General features: G+C 61.7%; 13 protein-coding genes. 10 read left to right on the top strand and 3 right to left on the bottom strand.

The annotated features are described in order from the left end of the window. Positions 1–155: 155 nt before the first annotated feature. Positions 156–557, bottom strand: a complete 402-nt coding sequence (locus NE357_RS26620; protein WP_169432230.1) for a lysozyme inhibitor LprI family protein — start codon at positions 555–557, stop codon at positions 156–158. A gap of 234 nt (positions 558–791) precedes the next feature. Between NE357_RS26620 and NE357_RS26615 the strand changes: the two genes are divergently transcribed. The 9 genes from NE357_RS26615 to NE357_RS26575 all read left to right on the top strand — a co-directional run bounded on the left by NE357_RS26615 (position 792) and on the right by NE357_RS26575 (position 16,529). Further along, positions 792–1,769 carry a dipeptidase gene (locus NE357_RS26615; RefSeq protein WP_007959776.1) on the top strand — a complete coding sequence of 326 codons (978 nt, stop codon included), beginning with the start codon at positions 792–794 and terminating at the stop codon, positions 1,767–1,769. Positions 1,770–1,844: 75 nt separating this feature from the next. Next, positions 1,845–2,375, top strand: a complete 531-nt coding sequence (locus NE357_RS26610; RefSeq protein ID WP_007926354.1) for a DUF5943 domain-containing protein — start codon at positions 1,845–1,847, stop codon at positions 2,373–2,375. A gap of 15 nt (positions 2,376–2,390) precedes the next feature. Then, a complete protein-coding gene (gene dgcA / locus NE357_RS26605; protein ID WP_169432229.1) occupies positions 2,391–4,451 on the top strand; it encodes a dimethylglycine demethylation protein DgcA in 2,061 nt (686 codons plus the stop codon). Between the two features lie 155 nt (positions 4,452–4,606). Then, positions 4,607–6,556, top strand: a complete 1,950-nt coding sequence (dgcB, locus tag NE357_RS26600; protein WP_169432228.1) for a dimethylglycine demethylation protein DgcB — start codon at positions 4,607–4,609, stop codon at positions 6,554–6,556. Beyond that, positions 6,556–7,776 carry an electron transfer flavoprotein subunit alpha gene (etfA, locus tag NE357_RS26595; protein ID WP_169432227.1) on the top strand — a complete coding sequence of 407 codons (1,221 nt, stop codon included), beginning with the start codon at positions 6,556–6,558 and terminating at the stop codon, positions 7,774–7,776. The genes dgcB and etfA overlap by 1 nt, the downstream gene beginning before the upstream one ends. Before the next feature lie 9 nt (positions 7,777–7,785). Continuing rightward, positions 7,786–8,556, top strand: coding sequence for an electron transfer flavoprotein subunit beta (gene etfB / locus NE357_RS26590; RefSeq protein WP_169432226.1), 771 nt, complete (start codon positions 7,786–7,788; stop codon positions 8,554–8,556). A gap of 1,218 nt (positions 8,557–9,774) precedes the next feature. Further along, positions 9,775–13,227: a GMC oxidoreductase gene (locus NE357_RS26585; RefSeq protein WP_169432225.1), complete on the top strand. Its 3,453-nt coding sequence runs from the start codon at positions 9,775–9,777 to the stop codon at positions 13,225–13,227. Positions 13,228–13,390: 163 nt separating this feature from the next. Beyond that, complete coding sequence (locus NE357_RS26580; RefSeq protein WP_169432224.1) at positions 13,391–15,259, top strand: c-type cytochrome; 1,869 nt, start codon at positions 13,391–13,393, stop codon at positions 15,257–15,259. 25 nt (positions 15,260–15,284) lie between these two features. Then, positions 15,285–16,529 carry a metallophosphoesterase family protein gene (locus NE357_RS26575; protein ID WP_169432223.1) on the top strand — a complete coding sequence of 415 codons (1,245 nt, stop codon included), beginning with the start codon at positions 15,285–15,287 and terminating at the stop codon, positions 16,527–16,529. 106 nt (positions 16,530–16,635) lie between these two features. On the opposite strand, the gene gbcA is transcribed toward NE357_RS26575, so the two are convergent. Beyond that, positions 16,636–17,928: a glycine-betaine demethylase subunit GbcA gene (gene gbcA, locus NE357_RS26570; protein ID WP_169432222.1), complete on the bottom strand. Its 1,293-nt coding sequence runs from the start codon at positions 17,926–17,928 to the stop codon at positions 16,636–16,638. Positions 17,929–18,208: 280 nt separating this feature from the next. Here gbcA and gbcB point away from each other — a divergent pair, with 280 nt between their 5' ends. Beyond that, on the top strand, positions 18,209–19,309 hold the full coding sequence (gene gbcB / locus NE357_RS26565; RefSeq protein ID WP_169432221.1) for a glycine-betaine demethylase subunit GbcB: 1,101 nt from the start codon (positions 18,209–18,211) through the stop codon (positions 19,307–19,309). Positions 19,310–19,541: 232 nt separating this feature from the next. Here the strand turns inward: gbcB and NE357_RS26560 are convergent, their stop codons facing one another. Further along, entirely contained in the window at positions 19,542–20,366 is an 825-nt protein-coding gene (locus tag NE357_RS26560; RefSeq protein ID WP_169432220.1) for an SDR family oxidoreductase, read from the bottom strand. Positions 20,367–20,438: the final 72 nt, after the last annotated feature.

The raw sequence follows: 20,438 nt of genomic DNA, 5'->3' as shown, positions 1-20,438 counted from the left end.
CAATAAACAACATTTGACGGCATGTTGCGCGCAAAGCCTCTAGAACAGCGGCTTCGGACAGGTGATGTGGGGCAGATCTGAACGTTTTGTGGGAAAAGGTTCTTTTGCATCAGAAAGCTGAAAAATACTTCCAGCTTTCTTCAGTCAATAATCGATTACTCCTGCCCAATCGACTCCAAAAACTCCGACCGCTCGTCACTCATCCGCGCCACGCAATCGTTCTGCGCAATCTTGAATGCCTTGCTGCCGTCCGTCGCCGGGAAGGCTTCGACGGCGCAGTCGGCGTCGCGGGTTTTCAGCCATTGTTGCTGGGCGGCCTTGATTTTGGCGGTGATGTCGGCCAGTTGCGCCGGGTTCTTGCCGTAGGTCGTCTGCATGCGCTCGTTCAGGCTGGCGTAGTTGTCCTTGAGCAGGTCCTCGGCGGTGGTGCGGCTGTAGGCCGAGCATTCCAGCGTCTGGATGTCGTTTTCCACCGCGTCGCACGGGTTGTTGTCGGACTCTTCGGCGGCGTGTACGCCGGTCGCAATCAGTGCCAGGGCCAGGAAGATCGATTTCATGGTTGTCGCCGCTCTAATCCAGTGGTGTATCCAAGATGCGCAAGATTCTGGCTCAAGCTCGCGGGCTTGAACAGGTGGCTGGTCGGACCGGTTGGCGACCCTTTGTCGCGGATTGACGCTTTCGGCAATTCCCCTGTCGTTTTTGCACCCGGCTGGTCGCGCACCGAGGCATATGCTGGCCCCAAAGCGCCGGCAGACGATTCGGCGCATGAATCGCCAATAAGGGGACGCCTGATGAGCCCAGCCGAATTACACGCCGACAGCATCGTTATCGACGGTCTGATCATTGCCAAATGGAACCGCGAGCTGTTCGAAGACATGCGCAAGGGCGGTCTGACGGCGGCCAACTGCACTGTGTCGGTGTGGGAGGGCTTTCAGGCCACGGTCAACAACATCGCCGCCAGCCAGAAACTGATCCGCGAGAACAGTGACCTGGTGATCCCCGTACGCACCACTGCCGACATCCGCAAGGCCAAGGAGCAGGGCAAGACCGGCATCCTCTTCGGCTTCCAGAACGCCCACGCGTTTGAAGACCAGATCGGTTACGTCGAAGTGTTCAAGCAGCTCGGCGTCGGCATCGTGCAGATGTGCTACAACACCCAGAACCTGGTGGGCACCGGTTGCTACGAACGTGACGGCGGTCTGTCGGGCTTCGGTCGCGAGATCGTCGCCGAGATGAACCGTGTCGGCGTCATGTGCGACCTGTCCCACGTCGGCTCCAAGACTTCCGAAGAAGTCATCCTCGAATCGAAAAAACCGGTCTGCTATTCCCACTGCCTGCCATCGGGGCTGAAAGAACACCCGCGCAACAAGTCCGACGAAGAGCTGAAGTTCATCGCTGACCATGGCGGTTTCGTCGGCGTGACCATGTTCGCGCCGTTCCTGGCCAAGGGCATCGATTCGACCATCGACGACTACGCCGAAGCCATCGAATACACCATGAACATCGTCGGCGAAGACGCCATCGGCATCGGCACCGACTTCACCCAGGGTCACGGTCAGGACTTCTTCGAATACCTGACCCACGACAAGGGCTACGCCCGCCGTCTGACCAACTTCGGCAAGATCATCAACCCGCTGGGCATCCGCACCGTCGGCGAGTTCCCGAACCTGACCGAAACCCTGCTCAAGCGCGGCCACTCCGAGCGCGTCGTGCGCAAGATCATGGGTGAAAACTGGGTGAACGTCCTCAAGGACGTCTGGGGCGAGTAAGCCGCTTCTCTGAATACTTTCCCCCGGCCGTCCGCGCCGGGGGCAACACCAAAATTTTTCTGGAGTTAAGTTTCCATGGCCAAGATCGCCCCGCAATTGCCAATCGAAGTCGACAGCGAGACCGGTGTCTGGACCTCCGACGCCCTGCCGATGCTGTACGTGCCGCGGCATTTCTTCGTCAACAACCACATGGGCATCGAGGAAGTGCTGGGCGCCGACGCCTATGCCGAAATCCTCTACAAGGCCGGCTACAAGTCCGCCTGGCACTGGTGTGAAAAAGAAGCCGAGTGCCATGGCCTGGAAGGCGTAGCGGTGTTCGAACACTACATGAAGCGTCTGTCGCAGCGCGGCTGGGGCCTGTTCAAGATCCAGGACATCGACCTCGACAAAGGCACTGCCAGCGTCAAGCTCGAACACTCCGCATTCGTCTACGTCTACGGCAAGGTCGGGCGCAAGGTCGACTACATGTTCACCGGCTGGTTTGCCGGGGCCATGGATCAGATCCTCGCCGCTCGCGGCAGCAAGATCCGCACCGTGGCCGAGCAGGTCTACGGTGGCTCCGAAGAAGGCCACGACGACGGCCTGTTCACCGTCAAGCCGTTGTAAGTCGAGGAACCCGCCATGGCTTTCGAAGCAATGTTCCAGCCAATTCAAATTGGCAAACTGACCATCCGCAACCGCGTGCTCAGCACCGCGCACGCCGAGGTCTACGCGACCGACGGCGGCATGACCACCGAACGGTACGTCAAATATTACGAAGAGAAAGCCAAGGGCGGCATCGGCCTGGCGATCTGTGGCGGTTCGTCCGTGGTGGCGATCGACAGCCCGCAGCAATGGTGGAGTTCGGTGAACCTGTCCACCGACCGGATCATCCCGCACTTCCAGAATCTCGCCGACGCCATGCACAAGCATGGCGCCAAGATCATGATCCAGATTACCCACATGGGCCGCCGCTCCCGTTGGGACGGTTTCCACTGGCCGACCCTGATGTCGCCGTCGGGCATCCGCGAACCGGTGCACCGCGCTACCTGCAAAACCATCGAGCCGGAAGAAATCTGGCGGGTGATCGGCAACTACGCGCAAGCCGCGCGCCGCGCCAAGGCCGGTGGTCTGGACGGCGTCGAACTGTCGGCGGTGCATCAGCACATGATCGACCAGTTCTGGAGCCCGCGGGTCAACAAGCGGACCGACGAATGGGGCGGCACCTTTGAAGGCCGGATGAAGTTCGGTCTGGAAGTCCTGAAAGCCGTACGCGCCGAAGTCGGTGACGACTTCTGCGTCGGCATGCGCATCTGCGGTGACGAGTTCCACCCGGACGGTCTGTCCCACGAAGACATGAAGCAGATCGCCAAGTATTACGACGACACCGGCATGCTCGATTTCATCGGCGTCGTCGGCTCGGGTTGCGATACCCACAACACCCTGGCCAACGTGATTCCGAACATGAGTTACCCGCCGGAGCCGTTCCTGCACCTGGCGGCCGGGATCAAGGAAGTGGTCAAGGTTCCGGTGCTGCACGCGCAGAACATCAAGGACCCGAATCAGGCCACGCGGATTCTGGAGGGCGGTTACGTCGACATGGTCGGCATGACCCGCGCCCACATCGCTGACCCGCACCTGATCGCCAAGATCAAGATGGGCCAGATCGACCAGATCAAACAGTGCGTCGGCGCCAACTACTGCATCGACCGTCAGTACCAGGGGCTGGACGTGCTGTGCATCCAGAACGCCGCGACTTCCCGCGAATACATGGGCGTGCCGCACATCATCGAAAAATCCACCGGGCCGAGACGCAAGGTGGTGATCGTCGGTGCGGGCCCGGCGGGGATGGAAGCGGCCCGCGTGGCGGCTGAACGTGGCCACGACGTGACCCTGTTCGAGAAGAAAGAATTCATCGGCGGGCAGATCACTACGGCTTCGAAAGCGCCGCAGCGTGACCAGATCGCCGGTATCACCCGCTGGTTCCAGCTGGAGCTGGCACGCCTGAAAGTCGATCTGCGTCTGGGCACTGCTGCCGATGCCGACACCATCATGGACCTGCGTCCGGACATCGTGGTGCTGGCGGTCGGCGGGCATCCATATCTGGAGCAGAACGAACACTGGGGCGCCGCCGAAGGGCTGGTGGTCAGCAGCTGGGACGTGCTCGACGGCAAGGTCGCGCCGGGCAAGAACGTGCTGGTCTACGACACCATCTGCGAGTTCACCGGGATGTCGGTGGCGGACTTCCTCGCCGACAAGGGCAGCCAGGTCGAGATCGTCACCGACGACATCAAGCCGGGCGTGGCCATCGGCGGTACGTCGTTCCCGACCTACTACCGCAGCATGTACCCGAAAGAAGTGATCATGACCGGCGACATGATGCTGGAGAAGGTCTACCGCGAAGGCGACAAGCTGGTCGCCGTGCTGGAGAACGAATACACCGGCGCCAAAGAGGAGCGGGTGGTGGATCAGGTGGTCGTCGAGAACGGCGTGCGCCCGGATGAAGAAATCTACTACGCCCTCAAGGACGGCTCGCGCAACAAGGGCCAGATCGATGTCGAGGCGCTGTTCGCGATCCAGCCGCAACCTTCGTTGAGCAGTAACGGCGACGGTTACTTGCTGTTCCGCATCGGTGACTGCGTGGCGCAGCGTAATACCCACGCTGCGATCTATGACGCCCTGCGGTTGTGCAAAGACTTCTAAAGGTTTGCACATGACCCTGTGGGAGCGAGCTTGCCCGCGAATGCATGCTGTCAGTCACCGCTGCATCGACTGACCCGGCGCTTTCGCGAGCAAGCTCGCTCCCACAGGAACACGCCGAACGTGTTTCTCCAGGCTGTACTGGTGGGAGCTTCACCATGTTGAACACCCTTCTTCCAATCCTGTTGTTCGCAGCCCTGGCCCTTGCGGTGCTGGGGGCGTTGCGGCGGGTGGCCATGTGGCGTCGGGGCCGGGCCTCGAAGGTCGATCTGATCGGCGGCCTGTTCGCCATGCCCAAGCGTTACATGGTCGATCTGCACCACGTGGTGGCGCGGGACAAATACATCGCCAACACCCACATCGCCACGGCGGGCGGTGCGGTGGCGTCGATCGTGCTGGCGATTCTGGTGCACGGTTTCGGCCTGCATAACCGCATTCTTGGCTACGCATTGCTGCTGATGACGGCGGTGATGTTCGTCGGGGCGATCTTCGTTTATCGGCGTCGGCTCAATCCGCCGTCGCGGCTGTCGAAAGGCCCGTGGATGCGCCTGCCGAAAAGCCTGCTGGCGTTCTCGGCCTCGTTCTTCCTGGTGACCTTGCCGGTGGCCGGGATCCTGCCGGAGAACTTCGGCGGCTGGGTGCTGGCAGCGATTCTCGGGATCGGCGTGTTGTGGGGCGTGTCCGAGCTGTTCTTCGGCATGACCTGGGGCGGCCCGATGAAACACGCCTTCGCCGGTGCCCTGCACCTGGCCTGGCACCGTCGCGCCGAGCGCTTTGGCGGCGGTCGTTCTACCGGTTTGAAACCGCTGGACCTGAATGATCCGACTGCACCGCTGGGGGTGGAAAAGCCCAAGGATTTCACCTGGAACCAGTTGCTCGGTTTCGACGCCTGCGTGCAGTGCGGCAAGTGCGAAGCGGCGTGCCCGGCGTTCGCCGCCGGCCAGCCGTTGAACCCGAAAAAACTGATTCAGGATATGGTCGTCGGCCTCGCCGGCGGCACCGATGCCAAGTTCGCCGGCAGCCCGTATCCGGGCAAACCGGTGGGCGAACACAGCGGTAATCCGCATCAACCGATCGTCAACGGTCTGGTCGACGCCGAAACCCTGTGGTCGTGCACCACCTGCCGCGCCTGTGTCGAGGAGTGCCCGATGATGATCGAGCACGTCGATGCCATCGTCGACATGCGCCGGCACCTGACCCTGGAAAAAGGCGCGACCCCGAACAAGGGCGCCGAAGTCCTGGAGAACCTGATTGCCACCGACAACCCTGGCGGTTTCGCCCCGGGCGGTCGGATGAACTGGGCGGCGGACCTGAACCTCAACTTGCTCAGCGAGAAGAAATCCACCGACGTGCTGTTCTGGGTCGGCGATGGCGCCTTCGACATGCGCAACCAGCGTACCTTGCGTGCGTTCGTCAAAGTGCTGAAGGCGGCCAAGGTCGACTTCGCGGTGCTCGGGCTGGAGGAACGCGACAGCGGCGACGTGGCCCGACGTCTGGGTGACGAAGCGACCTTCCAGTTGCTCGCCAAGCGCAACATCCAGACCCTGGCCAAGTACAGCTTCAACCGCATCGTTACCTGCGATCCGCACAGCTTCCATGTGCTGAAAAACGAGTACGGCGCGTTCGATGGCAACTACCTCGTGCAGCACCACAGCACCTACCTGGCGGAAATCATTCAGGCCGGCGCGCTGAATCTCGGTCAGCACAAAGGCAACAGCGTGACCTATCACGATCCGTGCTACCTCGGCCGCTACAACGGCGAGTACGAGGCGCCGCGCGAAGTGCTGCGCGCCCTCGGCATCGAGATCAAGGAAATGCAACGTTCCGGCTTCCGTTCGCGCTGCTGCGGCGGCGGTGGCGGGGCGCCGATCACCGATATTCCGGGCAAACAGCGGATCCCCGACATGCGCATGGAAGACATCCGCGAGACCGGCGCCGAGTTGGTAGCGGTAGGTTGTCCACAGTGCACGGCGATGCTCGAAGGCGTGGTCGAACCGCGTCCGCTGATCAAGGACATCGCCGAGCTGGTGGCCGACGCGCTGCTCGAAGACGCCGCGCCGAACAAGCCTGCCACCCCGGCCAAACGTGAACCTGCGGAGGCCCACTGATGAGCGACATTATCCGCCGCGATCCCCGCGCCGAATGGATTGCGCGCAACCGCCTGCACCCGCTGCACGCGGCCATGCAGCCGGCGCAACACAGCTGGATGGGCCCCAACGGGATCATCCGCAAGAACCTGCACGGCATCGGTTTCATCGGGCCGAACGGCATCAAGCGCATCGACCGCAGTGGCGCCCAGCAGGGCGGGGCGGTCAAACGTTCGGCAGCGGTTGAAGTGCAATTGCCGCTGCATCAGGTGCCGGCCCCGGCGTTCTACATCAGCGTGGTGCCGGACATGGTCGGCGGCCGCTTGAGCAGCCACGACCGCGACCTGCTTGGTCTGGCTCATCAACTGGCCGGCAGCGATGGTGCGGTGCTGGTGGTGGTGTTCGGCGAGCACAAGGAAAACGCTTTCGCCACGGCGGGTGTTGACCGCTTGCTGGTGCTTGAAGGCGAACAGTTCAGCGGTTATGCACCGGAACAACGCATCCAGGGCCTGCGGGCTGTGGATAACCAGTTCAACCCGCGTCACTGGCTGCTGCCGGACAGCCGCAGCGGGGGCGGCGAACTCGGTCGGCGCTTTGCCGCTGCACTGGGCGAGCGCCCGGCGACACGGGTGTGGCAGGTCAAGGATCAGGAGTGCATCGGCCGCGCCGGTGCTGGGCTGCAGGATCTTGCCCGCCCAGTGGCGCGGTTGATTCTGGCGTCCGCCGAATGTGCCGAACCAGTCAGCGAAACCCGTCACGAAGCGTTGCCGGTGGAGTTATCCACACCTGTGGCGCGCAGCCTGTCGCGGATCGAGGATCTGGGCGCCGTAGCGGTGGATCCGTCGGCGATTCCGATGGCCGAGGCCGAGTTCATCTTCTCCGGCGGCAACGGGGTCAAGGACTGGGCGCTTTTCCACCAGACCGCCGCCGCACTCGGCGCCACCGAAGGCGCTTCACGGGTGGCCGTGGACGATGGCTTCATGGCCCGCGACCGTCAGGTCGGCGCGTCCGGCACCTGGGTCACCGCGCGGGTTTACGTGGCCGTGGGGATTTCCGGGGCGATCCAGCACCTGCAAGGCATCGGTGCCTGCGACAAGGTGGTGGCGATCAACCTCGATCCGGGTTGCGACATGATCAAGCGTGCCGACCTGTCGGTAATCGGCGAGAGCGCGGAAATTCTTCAGGCCTTGATCGCGGCGGTAGAGGCTTACCGCAACGAAGCCAAGCGCGATGCGGCTTAAGGAACGGTTATGAGCACAAAGATCATCAGTCTGGTTTCAATCGGCGCCCACCCGACCTCTGGCCGCCCGCGCCGCGCCGACCAGGACGCCCGCGCGGTGGAACTCGGCCTGCAACTGGCGGGGGACAACCTGCAAGTGCTGCACGCCGGCGATATCGCGGAACCGGCGCTGCGCGCCTATCTGGGCATGGGGCTTGCGCAGATGCATGTGCTGGAACAACCGGCTGGCGCCGACGCGCTGCCGGCATTGACCGAGTATCTGCGAGATGCCGGTGCCCAGATGGTGTTGACCGGCAGCCAGGCGGAAACCGGCGAAGGTTCGGGGATGCTGCCGTTCCTGCTGGCCGAAGGGCTGGGCTGGCCGCTGGTGGTGGGGCTGGCGCAGGTCGAATCGATCAATGACGGCTCGGCGCTGGTGCTGCAAGCGTTGCCCCGTGGGCAGCGCCGCCGGCTGAAGGTGCGCCTGCCGTTTCTGGCGACTGTGGATAACGCCGCGCCCAAGCCTCGGCAGAGTGCTTACGGCCCGGCGCGGCGTGGCGTCCTTCAGGCGAAAGACGTGGAAGTGGTGGACGACGAATTGCTTGCGGTGGCGACGCTGCAACCGGCCAAGCCACGGCCGAAACGGTTGAAGGTGATCAAGGCCAAGAGCGGGGCTGACCGGATGAAGGCGGCGACGGCCAAGGCCAGTGGGGGTGGGGGGCAGGTGCTCAAGGGCGTGACGGCGCAGGCTGGTGCGGAAGCGATTTTGAAGTTGCTGATTGAAGAGGGGGTTGTCCGCTAGAAGCCCCCTCACCCTAGCCCTCTCCCAGAGGGAGAGGGGACTGACCGAGGTGTATAGGCCATTTACATCGACCTGCGACCAGAGCGGTGACCTTGGTTCGCCAAGCATCGATCCACCCGCTCGCCTTGATTTGAGAAAACCTGAGGTCGCGATGAGCGTCCATGTCGACGTACCTCTGGAGATCACCACCGTAGGCTCCCTCTCCCTCCGGGAGAGGGCTGGGGTGAGGGCAGCGGTCATAAGTCATCCACTCACTGGAAATTACACACAATCCCTGTTAACCACTCTGTGGATAACATGTTCGCCCCTCTCCGAACCCCATACCAATCAAGCCCTGCAGCCCCCAGATCAAAAAACAACCAGCCTAACTCGCGGTTTTTACGAGCTTTTTCCCCAGAACAACTTGCAGACTTGCCCCCAATCTCTGTTGGCGCTTCTGTGGATAAGATGTTCGCTATCCGCTAAGAGCCATATAAACCGTGGCTTACAAGGATTTGATCAAAAAACGTTCAATTCACCCTTCTTACCCACCAAATTCTACACAAGCCCAGATTTATCAACGCCTCCAGCGCTTTTCCAAAGCACCCGCCAAGTTACCCCCGAACTCTGTTGGCGCTTCTGTGGATAAGGTGTTCGCCATCCTCTGCAAGCCACGTAATCCGTGATCTGCAAGGTTTTGATCAAAAAACACTCAATCGCTCAGGCAAACACTGCTTCTGAATAAGTCACGGTTTTTCTTCACAAAACCTCGATTATTTTTCTACTTCATCCACAGTTGTCCCCATTAGCTGTGGGTGGCTATGTGGATAACTTGTTCGCCAAACCCTGCCACCCCCGGCGGGCTTAGTCCAAAAGGCAATTGATCAGATTTCATACAGTTCTAAGAGGCTGCCTTGACTTCGATCCGGTGCCTGTCTTCACTGCAATGGCACAAGGACAGCCGTCACTTATCCACATCTGGTTCAGGGAGAACGCGTGATGGATACCCAGCCACACCGCCTGGTCCTCAATCCCTGCACGCCCCGCGCTCTGCCGGCACCTTCGCCGCGAAAGCGCACGTTGCGTCGTGCTGCCAATCAGCATGCCCGTCTGTAGCGCCTGATCCTGCCCCAAACCGTTGTACTGCCGTCGGGATTTCCCGGAGGCCAGGTGCCCGTTCGCCCATTGATTGCAGGCAACCGCAGAGTTGCCCCATCTGCCTGAGAGAGGACTCCCCTCATGACACGGATCGCAACGCCCATCAGCGAAATCAAGGAACACTACGACGTGATCGTCATCGGCTCCGGGTACGGCGGCGGCATCGCCGCGTCGCGCCTGTCCCGGGCCGGTAAAAAGGTCTGTCTGCTGGAACGCGGTCGGGAAATCCAGCCCGGCGAATACCCCAACACCATGATCGCCGCGACCGAGGAATTGCAGGTACACGATCCGGACGGCCACATCGGCTCGCGCACCGGGCTGTTCGATCTGCACGTCAACGCGCAGCAGAACGTCGTGGTCGGTTGCGGCCTCGGCGGCACGTCGCTGATCAATGCCAATGTTTCCCTGGAGCCGACCGTTGATGTGTTCCAGGATCCGCGCTGGCCACTGGCGGTGCGCGAGGACCACGACGGTTTGCTCAAGGCGGGTTACGCCAAGGCCCGGGAGATGCTCAAACCCAATCCCTACCCGAGCACCGCGCCGAACCTGCCGAAACTCGATGCCAACAAAAAATCCGCGGACTTCCTCAAGCAAGGCGCGCACTTCTACAAGCCGCCGATCAACGTGACCTTCGACAAACTGCCCAACAACCTCAACCACGTCGGCGTCGAGCAACTGCCGTGCAACCACTGCGGCGACTGCGTTTCGGGCTGTAACAACAAGGCCAAGAACACCACGCTGATGAACTACCTGCCGGACGCCACTAACCACGGCGCGGAGATTTTCTGCCAGGCCCAGGTGCGGCATCTGGAGCGCGACGGCAACGGCTGGATCGTGCACTTCCAGTACCTGGACAGCGGCCGCGAGAAATTCGACGCACCGACCTTGTTCGTGAAGGCCGATATCGTCGTGGTGTCTGCCGGCACCCTCGGCTCCACTGAAATTCTGCTGCGTTCGCGGGACAAAGGCCTGGCGATGTCCGGCCAGCTCGGCGAGAACATGAGCGGCAACGGCGACATCCTCGGCTTCGGCCATAACTGCGAGCAGACCATCAACGGCATCGGTTTCGGCGCGCATTCGGCCAAGGAACTGCAACCGGTCGGCCCGTGCATCACCTCGATCATCGACATGCGCACCGAGGGTGACCGCAGCAGTCGCATGGTCATCGAGGAAGGTTCGATCCCCGGCGCGCTCGGCCGGCCGATGGTGCCGGCGATGGCCGGGTTCGCCGAGATGATCGGCAAGCCCACCGACGACAGCTTCAGCGGCAAAGTGAAGTACAAGGAGCGCGAAGCCGAAAGCTTCCTGCGCGGCCCGTACCACGGCGCGCTGCACAACATGCAGACCTACCTGATCATGAGCCACGACAGCGGCCAGGGGCGCATGGTCCTCGACAGCAAGGACCAACTGCGCATCGACTGGCCGGGCGTCGGCGAGCAGGAAAACTTCAAGATCGGCAACCAACGGCTGTACCAGAGCACCAAGGCCCTGGGCGGGATCTGGGTCGAGAATCCGATCTGGACCAAGCTGCTCAAGCACAGCATCGTCTCGGTGCATCCGCTGGGCGGTTGCGTGATGGGCGAAGACGCCGCGCAAGGCGTGGTCAACCACAAGGGCCAGGTGTTCGGTGGTGCGACCGGCACCGATGTCTACGCCAACCTCTACGTGACCGACGGCGCGGTGATCCCGACGTCACTGGCGGTCAATCCGCTGCTGACCATCTCCGCCGTGAGCGAGCGCAACATGGGCCTGCTGGCGGCCGACCGGGGCTGGACGATCGACTACACGCTGCCGTCGGCGCCGCGCAAACAGACCGCGCCGCCAACCCTCGGCGTGCAGTTCACCGAAACCATGAAAGGCTACTTCTCCCGCGCCTTCACCGCCGCGCAAAGCACCGACCTGAAGGTTTACGAGGCGGCCGCCCAACGCGGCGAGGCGGACAACTCGCCGATCGACTTCACCCTGACCATCACCGCCAACGACCTCAACCGGATGATCAAGGAGCCGGAACACGCCGCGACCATCGTCGGCACGGTGATTGCCCCGGCGCTGTCGCCGGAACCGCTGACCGCGAGCAACGGTGTGTTCAACCTGTTCGAGCAATTCGAGCAACAGGTCGACACGCGCCACATGAAGTACGACATGAAGCTGACCGCCGAGGACGGCAACGACTACTTCTTCAGCGCCTTCAAGACCGTGCCGGAAGACAACGGCGTGCTGAATATCTGGCACGACACCAGCACCCTCTACGTGACCCTGTATCGCGGGCCGGACAAGACGGGCGAGGTGATCGGCTCCGGGGTGATGCACATCAAACCGACCGACTTCGCCAAGCAGATGACCACCATGAAAGTCCTCAATGCGCGCAACGAACGTGAGCGCATCGAAGGGCTGGCGCGGTTCGGCAAGTTCTTCGCCGGGATTCTCTGGGAGAGTTATGGCGGGGTGTTCGCCGGCGACAAATACTTCAACCCCGACGCGCCGCCACGGCTGAAACGGCCGCTGGATGCGCCGACGCCGGCCGTGCATTTCTTCTCTACTGAAGACGGCGTGCAGTTGCGCCTGACCCGCTATCAGGCCGGCAGCAAAGGGCCGGTGATGCTGGTGCATGGTTTGGGTGTGGGCTCCAATATCTTCTCGACCGATACGATCCAGACCAACCTGCTCGAGTTTCTGTGCAAGCACGACTATGACGTGTGGCTGCTGGATTTTCGGGTGAGCATCCTGCTGCCGGCGAGCAAGAAGGAATGGAACGGCGACCAGATCGCCCAGTACGACTTCAAGGCCGCCATTGCGCAGATCCAGCAGGAAACCCAGGCCAAAGACGTGCAGTGCGTGGTGCATTGCTACGGCGCGACCACGTTCTTCATGTCGTTGCTCGCCGGTTTGCAGGGCGTGCGTTCGGTGGTCTGCTCGCAGATTGCCGCCGACACGGTGGTCGCAACGGCAACGGGGTTGAAGGCCGGTCTGCACCTGCCGGGGATGCTCGATGCGATCGGCATCAAGTCGATGACCGCCTACGCCGACAGCAAGGAGAACTGGTTCAACCGACTCTACGACAAGGCGCTCAACGGCTACGCGCGGATCGAAGCCCAGGGCTATTGCACCAATCCGGTGTGCCACCGCATCACCTTCATGTACGCCTCGCTGTATCGCCACGACACCCTCAACGAGACCCTGCACGACAACCTGCACGAGCTGTTCGGCGAGTCGAACATCGAGACCTTCGAGCACCTGGCGCTGATCGTGCGCAAAGGGCATCTGGTGGATTTCAAAGGGCACGACGTGTACATGCCGCACTTTGATCGGCTGACCATGCCGATCTGCTTCATCAGCGGCGCCGACAACCAGTGTTATCTGCCGGAAAGCACGCTCAAGACTTACCAGCGGGTTTGCGAGAAGCATGGGCCGGAACGCTACAGCCGGCATGTGGTGCCGGGTTACGGCCACATCGATTGCATGTTCGGCAAGAACGCGGTGGTCGATGTGTATCCGATCATCCTTGAGCACCTGGAGAAAACAGCCCTCGGTTGATCTCAGACCGAGTCGTCCGCTTCGCGGGCAAGCCCGCTCCCACAGGGTTTTGTGCCAGACACAAAATCAGCAGACACCCCAGTCCAATGTGGGAGCGGGCTTGCTCGCGAAGGCGGTAGGTCAGGCAATACATCTCTCGGGTCTGCACAAGGAAATGGATGACATGGACAGCTACATCCGCTGGTTTCAACGATTCATCTGGCTCGGCATTGCGATGAACATGGTGTTCGCGATCCCGGCGCTGTTCGCGCCGGGGTTGCTGACATCGGTGGTCGGCCTGCCGCCGCAACTCTCCGACCCGTGGCTGGAAAACGCCGGGATGCTGCTGGTGGGCATCAGCGTGTTCTACATGCCGTCGGGTTTCAACGCGCCGCGTTACGTGGTGCATTCCTGGCTGTGTGTGCTGACGCGATTGATCGCGGTGGCGTTCTGGATCTACCTGATCAACACCAGCAGCCAGGGCTCGGTGTTCGTGCCGATGCTGATGGGCGACCTGAGCTTTTTCCTGATCCTCGGCATCCTGCTGTACCTCGGCACCACCCCTGAAAACCGACCGCTGGCGCTGCTGTGTGACGGCTGGCGCGAATGGCGGGCGGCGTGGGCGCGGCAGTGGCAGAGTCACGCGTTCAAGGTCGGCACGCTGGTCGTGCTGGCGTTGCTGGTGTTCATCGGTTACCAGACCTGGTATCAGATGCTGCGCGTGGTGCCGGAGCAGGATTACGCCTCCGACGAGGACCATTACAAATACGCCGCGATTGGCCTGGGCATCGAAGCGCGGATTCCGTATTACCTGTTCTCCGTGCTGCCGCAGATGTGTCCGGAAAAACTGCCGAAACCCGGTGGCTGGGAAGTGTTCGGTTTCCTGTTCGAGAACGGCAAGGACCTGCCGATCGGCATGGCCAGACGGCAGATCGGCTACCCGACCGTCGAGCCGAACTGCGCGCTGTGCCACACCGGTTCCTACCGGGCGAATGCCAGCGATGTCGCGGTGAATGTGCCGAGCGCACCGGCCAACACCTTGCAACTGCAAGCCTTTCAGTGGTTCGCCTACGATTGCGCCAGCGATCCGAAATTCACCACCGACGCGGTGATGGCGGCGATCAACAGCAAGTTCCAGCTCGGCTTTTTCGAGAAGCTTTACAACCGCTACCTGATCATCCCGATGGCCAAGACCGCGCTGCTCAAACAGAAGCAGGCCTACGCCTGGCAGAAGCTGCGGCCGCAACAGGGCCCGGGGCGCACCGACACGTTCAACCCGACGAAAATGGTGGTGTTCGGCTTCCCGGATGACTCGACCATCGGCACCGTCGACCTGCCGCAGGTGTGGAACCAGAAACCCCGGGAATCGATGTACCTGCACTGGGACGGCAATAACAACAAGATCCACGAGCGCAACTACGCCGCCGCGATGGCCGTGGGCGCGACGCCGCAATCGGTTCTGCCACCGAGCTTCAACCGCGTGACCAACTGGCTGCTCGGGCACAAGGCGCCGGCGTGGCCGTGGGCACTGGATCAGGCCAAGGTCGCCCAGGGCAAACCGATCTGGGAAACCAATTGCGCCGGTTGCCACGACTTCGGTCGCGTCGACACCGGGCAGGTCACCACCCACATCGACCAGCTCGGCACCGATCCCCACCGGCTGAACTCGTTCACCACCGGGCTGGTGGCGGCGTTCCACACCTTCAAGAAACCGCCGTTCGATTTCGGCGCCTACCGCAAGACCCAGAGCTACAGCAACACGCCCACCGACGGCATTTGGCTGCGCGCGCCGTACCTGCACAACGGCTCGGTGCCGACCCTGTGGGACTTGCTGCAGCCGCCGGAAAAACGTCCACAGGTATTCATCACCGGCTCCGATGTCTACGACCCGGTCAACGTCGGCTTCGTGACCAGTGGCGCACAGGCCAAAGCCTCGGCGGATTTCACCTACGACACGCGTCTTGAGGGCAACCACAACAGTGGTCACCTGTACGGCACGACGCTGTCGGACGACGACAAGCGTGCGCTGATCGAATTCATGAAAACCCTGTGAACCCCTACGGATAGAGGATTACGCCATGTCAGCGGTCGGTCATCTGAAACACGAATACGACAAGGTCAAGGTGCGCCTGCACGGGTTGTTCACGCGCATCGAAATGGCCTGGATGAAACTTATCAGCGAACTCGAACCCAAGGAATTCGAGGCCATCATCAAATTGCTCCAGCGTGGTCACGATCAGGCGCAGTACGTACTCAAGCACGGCGAGTTGCCGACCGACGAGCCGGCCGTGCCGTGGGAGTTGGCCCACGGTTTGTCGATCCTGCGCATCGGCAACGCGACGCCGCTGCCGCAATCGCCCGATCAACTGCAGACCAAAGTGCTCAAGGACGGCACGCTGCTGGGCTGTCGCAAATGGGAGCTGCTGGATCTGCTGTGGAGCGAGGCGTTGCTCAAGTGGATCGAGAACCTGCGCCATCACGCGACCTTCGGCACCGATCCGGCGCTGGTGACCATGGAGCGCGAAGTGACCCTGGCGATTGCCGGCGACTGGGGCACCGGGCCGTTCAACAGCCATGCGCCGGCGGTGTCGGTGGCCAAGCAGATGCAACTGGCCAACGCTGACTTCACCATTCACCTGGGGGATGTTTATTACGCCGGTACTCACTCCCAGGAGGACACCGACATGGCGGGCTGGCCGATGGGCACCCACGGCTCGTTCACCCTCAACTCCAACCATGAGATGTACAGCGGCGCCCACGGTTACTTCAAGGAACTGGCCGCGCGTTTTCCGGGGCAGCAGGGCACCAGCTACTTTGCCCTGATCAACGACGACTGGCTGATTGTCGGGCTGGACACCGCGTACGCCTCGGACGTCATGAACCTGTACATGGACGGCACCCTGAACGAACCGCAAATCGCCTGGATGAAGAGCTTGCCCAAACGCAAGAAACTGATGGTGCTCAGTCATCATCAGGGCTTCGACATCACCGGGCACAACAAGACCGCGCTGTATCAGCCGGTGTGCGATGCACTGGGGCGCGAGCCGGATTATTGGTACTGGGGGCATCTGCACAACGGCATCGTCTATGCGCCGCAGGGTGGACTGCATGCGCGCTGTGCCGGGCACGGGGCGATTCCTTACGGCACCACCAGCGAACTGAACGGGCATTCGCGGGTGCTGTTTTCGGAGACCAAGGATGCGAACGATCCGGACTATCCGCTGCGGGTGATGAATGGCTACGCGAAGATCAGGTTGGTGGGGGAGGAGATTTTCGAGGAGTTTATCGGGGAGGATGGATCGGTGAGGTGGTCATCCCAGTGATGTGATGAGAGTGATGACGCCATCGCTAGCAGGCTAGCTCCCACACTGGATCTCCGGTGCACAGAAATCCCCTGTGGGAGCCAGCCTGCTGGCGATGCTTTTGCTTTTAGCCTTGGACAGGCACGCCTTTGAGGTACGGCGCAGGCTCGGCGCCGAGGTTGCTCAGCATCCGCTCGCTGTACCAGTCCACGAAGTTGACCACGCCGAACTCATAGGTCTTGGAGTACGGACCCGGCTGGTAGGCGGTGGAGTTGATCCCGCGCTGGTTTTCCTCGGCTAGGCGACGGTCCTGGTCGTTGGTCGCGTCCCACACTTTGCGCATGCGCTCGACGTCGTAATCCACGCCTTCCACAGCATCCTTGTGGACGATCCACTTGGTGGTGACCATGGTTTCCTGGGCGCTGATCGGCCACACGGTGAACACGATGATGTGGTCGCCCATGCAGTGGTTCCATGAGTGCGGCAGGTGCAGGATGCGCATCGAGCCCAGGTCCGGGTTCTTGATCCGGCCCATCAGTTTGGCGCAGCCCTGTTTGCCGTCCATGGTCATCGACACGGTGCCCTTGAGCAGCGGCATGCGCACGATGCGGTTGCGCAGGCCGAAACTGGCGTGGGCGTAAGGGATCTTCTCGGCTTCCCAGGCAGCGGCGGAGGCGGCGACGTGATCCTTGAACGCCTGATCGGCACGCGGGTCGGTGACGTCGTCCCATTCCAGCAGGGTTTTCAACAGTTCCGGGTGAGAACCGCTGCAGTGGTAGCACTCGCGGTTGTTTTCCAGCACCAGTTTCCAGTTGGCCTTTTCCATCAAGGTGGTTTGCACCGCCACCTTGGTGTTTTCCATGTCGTAGGGTTCCATGTAGTGGTTCAGGGTCGACAGGAAGTCATCGATGGCCGGCGGGTTCTCCGCCAGGCTGATGAAGATGTAGCCGCCGGCAGTCTTCACGTTCACCGGTTTCAGACCGTACTGCTTCATGTCGAAGTCGGCGCCCATCTCGGTGCCGGCGAACAGCAGACGGCCGTCCAGCTCATACGTCCACTGGTGGTAGTGGCAGACCAGTTTGGCGACCTTGCCCTTGTCGCTGGTGCACAGGCGCGAGCCACGGTGACGGCAGACGTTGTGGAACGCGTGCACCACGCCTTCGGCACCGCGAATGACGATGATCGGGTTCTTGCCGATCTGCAGGGTCATGTAGTTGCCCTTGGCCGGGATCTCGCAGGTCATGCCGGCGATCAACCACTCTTTCTGGAAGATCTCCTGCATGTCGATATCGAACAGGCGCTCGTCACTGTAGAACGGTTGCGGCAGCGAATAGGTGCGCTCGCGTTCCTGCAACATTTGTGCGGTGGCCTTGCGTGCGGGTTCCAGCAGGTCGCCGAGGCTGATTTTTGCGGTGTCCATCGATGAATTCCTCAAGGCCATCTGCGTGGCCGCGAAAGTGGCTGATCAGGGTTGCAGCGCAAGGTGTAAAGAATCTGTTTGTGTTGGGGCGAGTGTGGGGCCGGCGCAGGCGAGAACCTTATCCATGGGCGACATGGTGCAATCTGTTCCCGACGCGCAACCCCCGGTGGTTGGGGGCTGGTTGCGATAAGTATGTCAATGTCGCGGATAGGTAAACGGGGCGTGCGCGCTATACGCAGAATCGCCACATGAAGGCCGACAGTCGGCCGTGGAGAACAGCATGTCGAACAGCTTCCTGAATCCGGTCACCACCCAGACCTGGGCCAATGGCCGACACATCGTCCGTTGCGTCAAAGTCATCCAGGAAACCTGGGACGTGCGCACCTTCTGCTTCATGGCCGACCAGCCGATCCTGTTCTTCTTCAAGCCCGGGCAGTTCGTCACCCTGGAGCTGGAGATCGAAGGCCAGCCGATCATGCGTTCGTACACCATCTCCAGCTCGCCGTCGGTGCCGTACAGCTTTTCGGTGACCATCAAGCGCGTGCCGGGGGGCAAAGTCTCCAACTGGTTGCACGACACCCTGCATGAAGGCCAGGAGCTGGCGGTGCACGGGCCGGTCGGGCTGTTCAACGCCATCGATTTCCCGAGCCCGAAAGTGCTCTACCTGAGCGGTGGTGTCGGCATCACCCCAGTGATGTCCATGGCGCGCTGGTTCTACGACACCAACGGCAACGTCGACATGACGTTCATCCACAGCGCCCGCTCGCCGAAAGACATCATTTACCACCGCGAGCTGGAACACATGGCGTCGCGAATCGACAACTTCAGCCTGCACCTGATCTGCGAGAAGCACGGGCTGGGCGAGCCGTGGGCCGGCTATCGCGGCTACCTCAACCACAAGATGCTGGAACTGATGGTGCCGGACTTCCTCGAGCGCGAAGTGTTCTGCTGCGGCCCGACGCCCTACATGAACGCGGTCAAGCGCCTGCTGGAAAACGCAGGCTACGACATGAAGCGCTATCACGAGGAGTCCTTCGGCGCCACGCCACCGGAAGCCCGCGCCGATGCAGTTGAACAGGCCGAGCAGGCGGCGGAAGCACCGGAAGTCCCGGCGGCGGATCTGCACCTGGTGGAATTCACCTCTTCGGACAAGAGCATCCGCGTGGCCCCGGGCGAGACCGTGCATGCGGCGGCGGCCAAGGTCGGCCTGATGATTCCGAAAGCCTGCGGCATGGGGATCTGCGGGACGTGCAAGGTACTCAAGCTGGGCGGCGAAGTGGAGATGGATCACAACGGCGGGATCACCGAGGACGACGAGGCGGAGGGGTACATTCTTTCCTGCTGCAGTGTGCCGAAGGGGGATGTGCGGATCGAATATTGATCGGCGGTGGGGCGGCCCCTTGCGCCAGGCTCACCCCTCACCCCAGCCCTCTCCCCAGGGAGAGGGAGCTGACCGAGGTGTTTTGCGCTATACATCGACCTGATTAAGCGTGGCGATTATGGATTCGGCAAAGCACATTCAGGCCGGCGTAATTTAGGAGCATCCCCCGTTCAGTTCCCTCTCCCTTTGGGGAGAGGGCTAGGGTGAGGGGAGGGGCTCACAGACACACTGATCAATCCACAAACAAATCCGTCATCAGCTTCGCATCGCTCCCCGGCTCAAAGCGGTAATGATCAAACCCGGTCACGCCGCTTTCGCGCAAAATCTCCTCATCAATCAACAACCGCCCGGTAATCCGCCGTCCGCTGCTGCTCAAAATCACATGCGCCGCATCCGCCATGATCGCCGGCGTACGCGCATGCTTGAACGACTCGCGATTGCCCAGCTGAAACTCGATCGCCGCCGTGGCGATCATGGTCTGCGGCCATAGCGAATTGACGCTGATCCCGTAGTGGGCGAATTCCTCGCTCATCCCGACCGTCAGCATGCTCATGCCGTACTTGGTCACGGTGTAGGGGCTGTATTGCGCGAACCATTTGCTGGCCAGGTTCAGCGGCGGTGAAAGGTTGAGAATGTGTCCGGAGGACTTCTTCAAATAGGGCAGGGCCGCCTGGCTGCACAGCAATACCGCGCGGGTGTTGATCTGATGCATCAGGTCGAAACGCTTGAGTTCGATGTGCTGCACACCGGTCAGTTTGATCGCCCCGGCGTTGTTCACCAGCGCATCAATCCCACCGAAATGTTCATTGGCCTGGGCCAGCGCCTGACGCACCGCGTCTTCATCACGCACATCCAGTTGCAGCGCCAGGGCCTTGCCGCCGGCCGCTTCGACTTCAGCGGCGACGCTGTGGATGGTGCCGGGCAACTTGGCGTGGGGTTCGGCGCTCTTGGCCGCGATCACGATATTGGCCCCGTCCCGCGCCGCCCGCAGCGCAATTTCGCGCCCGATGCCACGACTGGCGCCAGTGATGAACAGGGTTTTGCCTTGCAGTGACATGCGTACGCTCCTGATAGGTGTGATCCGAGCGGATCGAAAGGGCTCGCCAGTCAATGTAGACCAAGTCTTTGG

The organism is Pseudomonas sp. G7(2022) (assembly GCF_052660475.1).
This window is presented reverse-complemented; position numbering and strand designations above follow the sequence as displayed.

Bases quoted from the DNA above. Each gene is read 5' to 3' on its own strand.
- NE357_RS26620 (WP_169432230.1), bottom strand. From the start codon at position 557: ATGAAATCGATCTTCCTGGCCCTGGCACTGATTGCGACCGGCGTACAC.
- NE357_RS26615 (WP_007959776.1), top strand. From the start codon at position 792: ATGAGCCCAGCCGAATTACACGCCGACAGCATCGTTATCGACGGTCTG.
- NE357_RS26610 (WP_007926354.1), top strand. From the start codon at position 1,845: ATGGCCAAGATCGCCCCGCAATTGCCAATCGAAGTCGACAGCGAGACC.
- dgcA (WP_169432229.1), top strand. From the start codon at position 2,391: ATGGCTTTCGAAGCAATGTTCCAGCCAATTCAAATTGGCAAACTGACC.
- dgcB (WP_169432228.1), top strand. From the start codon at position 4,607: ATGTTGAACACCCTTCTTCCAATCCTGTTGTTCGCAGCCCTGGCCCTT.
- etfA (WP_169432227.1), top strand. From the start codon at position 6,556: ATGAGCGACATTATCCGCCGCGATCCCCGCGCCGAATGGATTGCGCGC.
- etfB (WP_169432226.1), top strand. From the start codon at position 7,786: ATGAGCACAAAGATCATCAGTCTGGTTTCAATCGGCGCCCACCCGACC.
- NE357_RS26585 (WP_169432225.1), top strand. From the start codon at position 9,775: ATGACACGGATCGCAACGCCCATCAGCGAAATCAAGGAACACTACGAC.
- NE357_RS26580 (WP_169432224.1), top strand. From the start codon at position 13,391: ATGGACAGCTACATCCGCTGGTTTCAACGATTCATCTGGCTCGGCATT.
- NE357_RS26575 (WP_169432223.1), top strand. From the start codon at position 15,285: ATGTCAGCGGTCGGTCATCTGAAACACGAATACGACAAGGTCAAGGTG.
- gbcA (WP_169432222.1), bottom strand. From the start codon at position 17,928: ATGGACACCGCAAAAATCAGCCTCGGCGACCTGCTGGAACCCGCACGC.
- gbcB (WP_169432221.1), top strand. From the start codon at position 18,209: ATGTCGAACAGCTTCCTGAATCCGGTCACCACCCAGACCTGGGCCAAT.
- NE357_RS26560 (WP_169432220.1), bottom strand. From the start codon at position 20,366: ATGTCACTGCAAGGCAAAACCCTGTTCATCACTGGCGCCAGTCGTGGC.